Source organism: Xanthomonas sp. SHU 199 (assembly GCF_000364665.1).
Classification (GTDB): domain Bacteria; phylum Pseudomonadota; class Gammaproteobacteria; order Xanthomonadales; family Xanthomonadaceae; genus Xanthomonas_A; species Xanthomonas_A sontii.
The window spans coordinates 1-4592 of record NZ_AQOI01000585.1; the positions used below are offsets into that span (position 1 = coordinate 1).

The 4592-nt window shown below is 68.9% G+C and carries 5 protein-coding genes; 3 read left to right on the forward strand and 2 right to left on the reverse strand.

All coding sequences use genetic code 11. The features are described 5' to 3' along the window. The 3 genes from D183_RS0117225 to D183_RS0117235 all read left to right on the forward strand — a co-directional run. A partial coding sequence (locus tag D183_RS0117225; protein WP_017910094.1) for a substrate-binding domain-containing protein occupies positions 1–387 on the forward strand: 387 nt, incomplete at its 5' end. A gap of 184 nt (positions 388–571) precedes the next feature. Further along, complete coding sequence (locus tag D183_RS0117230) at positions 572–1015, forward strand: DUF2231 domain-containing protein (protein ID WP_017910095.1); 444 nt, start codon at positions 572–574, stop codon at positions 1013–1015. Then, a complete protein-coding gene (locus tag D183_RS0117235; protein ID WP_026144585.1) occupies positions 1008–2312 on the forward strand; it encodes a PQQ-dependent sugar dehydrogenase in 1305 nt (434 codons plus the stop codon). Before D183_RS0117230 ends, D183_RS0117235 begins: the two co-directional genes overlap by 8 nt. A gap of 205 nt (positions 2313–2517) precedes the next feature. On the opposite strand, the gene D183_RS0117240 is transcribed toward D183_RS0117235, so the two are convergent. Both D183_RS0117240 and D183_RS0117245 read right to left on the reverse strand, forming a co-directional pair. Then, a complete protein-coding gene (locus D183_RS0117240; RefSeq protein WP_232757301.1) occupies positions 2518–3762 on the reverse strand; it encodes a macro domain-containing protein in 1245 nt (414 codons plus the stop codon). A 329-nt stretch (positions 3763–4091) separates the two neighbouring features. Continuing rightward, a partial coding sequence (locus tag D183_RS0117245; protein WP_017910098.1) for an efflux RND transporter permease subunit occupies positions 4092–4592 on the reverse strand: 501 nt, incomplete at its 5' end.

The window sequence follows — 4592 nt, forward strand, 5'->3', positions numbered from 1 at the left end:
GATCCGGCCTGGCTGATCGAGTCCGCGCCCAATCGCCTGGAAGCGGCGGCGCGCCACGGCGACCTGTTCGCCCACGACGCGCCGCCCACCGCGGCGGTCTGCTACAACGACACGGTCGCGCTGGGCCTGATGCTGGGCCTGCTGGCGCGCGGCATCCGTCCGGGCCAGGACTTCGCGATCACCGGCTTCGACGACATCCCCGAAGCCGCGGTGAGCACGCCCGCGCTGACCACGCTCGCCGCGCAACCACGCGCCCGCGGCCGCCAGGCGGCGCAGCTGGTACTGGAGCGGCTGGACGCGACCGTACCGCCGCGCAGGACGATCGTGCCGGTGCGCCTGTCGGTGCGCGAGAGCAGCGGCGCGCCGATCGCGCGCAAGCGCACCTAGCGCGGCGAACGCGGCGGCGGCCGCCGCGACGATGCGCGATGGCACTCGGTGCGCGCAGTGCCATCGCGACGCCCTCTAGACAGGAACGGGCAGATAGTGGGTCGCACCCTCACAGCGGCGCGTCCCGCGGGTTCGTGCTGAGCGAGCGCTTCGCCCCCTTCTTCCTTTCGTCGAGAGCCGTCTCATGCATCTGCAGACTGCACCGCGCCGTTCCGTGGTGGCCAACGCCTTCTACGGCCTGCTCAATCCCATTCCGTTCGGCTGCTTCGTCGCCGCGCTGATCTTCGACATCGTCTATGCCCGCAGCGGCGTGATCCTGTGGACCAAGGCGGCGGCCTGGCTGATCGCGATCGGGCTGGTCATCGCCATCGTGCCGCGCCTGATCAACCTGGTGCAGGTCTGGATCACCGCGCGGCGCTCCACGCTGCCGGTGGAACGGCTCGACTTCTGGCTGAACCTGCTCGCCATCGTCGCCGCCATCTTCAATTCCTTCGTGCACAGCCGCGATGCGTATGCGGTGGTCCCGGCCGGGCTCTGGCTTTCGATCGTCACGGTCGCGCTGTTGGCGATCGGGCATGTGCTCATCGCCATCCGCACCACGCCACGCGAGGGTTACGTCCATGGCTAAGCGCCTGTGCCTGTCCGTTTTTGCGCTGAGTTGCGCCATGGCCCTGGCCGCCTGCGGCGGCAAGGCCTCGCTCGAGCCCACCCAGCAGGCGGGCAACGCGCCGCCGCTGCCACAGCCGCGCAACTTCCTGCTGCCGCCGATGCAGGTTCCCGAGTGGGTGGGCTGGAAGGAGGGGCAGGCGCCCACCGTGGCGGCTGGCCTGAAGATCGAGAAGATCGCCGGCGGCCTGAAACATCCGCGCCAGCTGTACGTGCTGCCCAACGACGACGTGCTGGTGGTGGAGGCCAATTCGCCCGGGATGGAACCCGTCACCACGCCCAAGCAACTGATCGCGGGGCTGGTCCAGAGTCGCTCCGGCAAGAGCGCCAAGGGCGGCAACCGCATCACCCTGCTGCGCAGGACCGCGGACGGCAAGTGGGAACAGCATGCGTTCCTGAAAGGGCTGCACTCGCCGTTCGGGGTGCAACTGATCGGCGATGCGCTGTACGTCGCCAACACCGACAACATCATGAAGTTCCCCTACGTCCCCGGCCAGACCGAGATCACCGCGCCCGGCACGCTGTTCGCCGATCTCCCCGGCACCATCGAACACCATTGGACCAAGGCACTGCTGGCCAGCCCCGACGGGCGCAAGCTGTACGTCGGCGTGGGCTCCAACAGCAACATCGGCGAGAACGGGCTGGACGTGGAGTACCGCCGCGCGGCCGTCCTGGAAGTGGACGTGGCCTCGGCCAGCAGCCGCATCTTCGCCTCGGGCATCCGCAATCCGACCGGTCTGCAGTGGGAGCCGCGCACGGGCAAGCTGTGGGCGATCGCCAACGAGCGCGACGAGATCGGCGCCGACCTGGTGCCCGACTACCTGACCTCGGTGCAGGACGGCGGCTTCTACGGCTGGCCGTACAGCTACTACGGACAGAACGTGGATGTGCGGGTCAAGGACAAGCGCCCGGACCTGGTGGCCAAGGCGATCAAGCCGGACTACGCGTTGGGCTCGCATGTGGCCGCGCTGGGCCTGTGGTTCTCCCGCGGCGATACGCTGCCGGCGAAGTACCGCGAGGGTGCGTTCGTGGCCGAGCACGGCAGCTGGAACCGCTCGCCGCTCAGCGGCTACCAGGTGGTGTACGTGCCGTTCCAGCAGGGCCGGCCGGTCGGCCCGCCGCAGACCGTGGTCAGCGGCTTCCACTCGCAGGACGAGTCGCAGCTATACGGCGCCCCGGTCGGCCTGGCGCAGGACAAGGACGGCGCGTTGCTGATTGCCGACGATGTCGGCAACAGCGTCTGGCGCGTGCGCTTCTGACCGGTTGCAGGTTGTGCCGGGCATTGGCGAGCGGGTGGAGTGGTTCTGCGTGATGCGGGACCCATCGCGGTGGCAGGCCGCTGCCGAAGCGAGGCGGCAAACTCGGAACTCTGCGCGGCCGGAACGCAGAGGCCATGTGGAACGAAAGAGCGATCTGCCCGACTTCGACTCGGCAACGCGCTGATTCCACCCGCCTGGCACGCCTTCAGTTCAGGCGTATCCAGTCCAGCGCCACCAGCATGCGGATCGCTTCGGCGAGCGCCTGCTGCGGTTGTTCGGAATCGGCCGTGGTCCTGGAAGCGAGCAGGTGCGCATGCAGTTGCTGCGCGGGGAGCGCCTGCCCGGGATGCGCCACCTGCAGCCGGCGCGCGGCCTGGAACACCGTCATGATGTCCTCGGCCTGGTCGATGTTCTTGATCTGTGCGAACAGGTCCACGGCTTTCGCGATCTCGGTGTCGTAGGGCGCATACGCCGCGGCGAACCGCGCATGCTCCTTGTCGTACTGCGGCGAGGCGCGCAGTGCCATGGTCCGCCCCAGCGGCTGCTCCTGCAGCCAGTTGCGGTTGGCCAGGTCGGTCAGGATCGGCCGGACGTCGCCCTGGCGCGGGCCGCGGCCGGCAGTGCCGAAGGTCAGCCCGGTCGGTACGCCCAGTTCGGTCATGGCCCAGCAGAGCGTCTGGAACAGCGTGCGCCCGATCGGCCGCGCCTCCGGCCGGGCCTGCAGCCGCCGCAGCACTTCCATGATCGCGATCCAGCCCGGCTGGGGCACCGTACGTTTGCCGATGCCCTCGGTCGAGGCGTTTGCCGGCCGCGTCAGGAAGGCGGTTTCGAGTTGCGCCAGCGGCGTGCCGTACGGCGCATAGACCTCGATGTCGACCGGCAAGTGCGCCAGCGTGCGGTAGATCAACGGGCCGACCTCCTCCCAGGCCAGACCGCCGTTGCCGCAGCCGAGCGGCGGCAGGGCAAGACTGCGCACGTCCCATTCGCGCAGACGCGCGGCGAGATAGTCCAGCCCTGCCGCGATGTCCTCCAGCCGCGACGGCGAGCGCCAATGGCGCTTGGTCGGGAAGTTGAGAATGCGGAGGCCGCTGGCGTCGTCGTACAGATAGGGCTCGCCGATGTGCACGCGGCCTTCCCGGCAGCGCACGGCATAGTCCTCGAACATCGCCGGATAGCGCCGCTTGAACGCCTGCGCGATGCCCTTGCCCATGATGCCGGTGCAATTGACCGCATTCGTGAGGACGTGGGCGTGGCTGGCGAACAGGTCGCCGATTCGTGCCTTGAACATGGTGCGATCCATCGATGGAGAGATCCCCGGTGTGGCGCCTGTCGCTTGCCCGCACTGAAGGGCATCGCGTGTGCGGATAGCACTGCCCACCGCCTGGCCCAGAGAGGCCGGGTGAGTGCTGCCGACGTCAGCGCATGTGCGCACCTGGCTGTCCTGCAGCAAGGGCGCCAGGGCAGCAGCGGGGAGCGCGCAAGCATGCGGCAGCGGCGTCTCACCTCCTGAGATCGGGCGAGGCCAGGAGAAGAGGTGCGGCTCAGCGCCGATCGACGGCAGCGATTCTTTTTCGTGGGAGCGGCTTCAGCCGCGACAGGTATTCCCAGTGATGCCTCGTCGCGGCTGAAGCCGCTCCCGCAGGCGCTCGCGGCGAGCCAGTCGTGTGCACTGTGGGAGGGACTTCAGTCCCGACGCATTGCGCCATCGGAAAAGCACACCACGTCGAGCGGCGCGGCTGCACGACAGTCGACGGCCACAATGGCAGCGGCAGCGCCGATCTAGTTCTCGGCAGACGCACCACCGCCGCGTCGCGCACGCCAGCGCGCCACCCGCTCCTGCAGCCCTACCACGCAGACGAAGAATGCCGGCACGAAGAAGATCGCCAGCACCGTGCCGCTGACCATGCCGCCGAACACGCCGGTGCCGATGGCGTGCTGGGTTTCTGCGCTGGCGCCGCTGGCCAGCATCAGCGGCACCACGCCCAGGGCGAAGGCCAGCGAGGTCATCAGGATCGGGCGCAGGCGCAGGCGCGCGGCGTTGGTCGCCGCCTCGAGCAGGCCCTGGCCATCGCGGTGCAGTTGCCGGGCGAACTCGACGATGAGGATGGCGTTCTTCGCCGACAGGCCGATGATGGTGATCAGGCCGACCTTGAAGAACACGTCGTTGGGCAGGCCGCGCAGCATCACCGCGGCCACCGCACCGAGCAGGCCCAGCGGCACCACCAGCATCACCGACAGCGGGATCGTCCAGCTCTCGTACAGCGCCGCCAGCACCAGGAA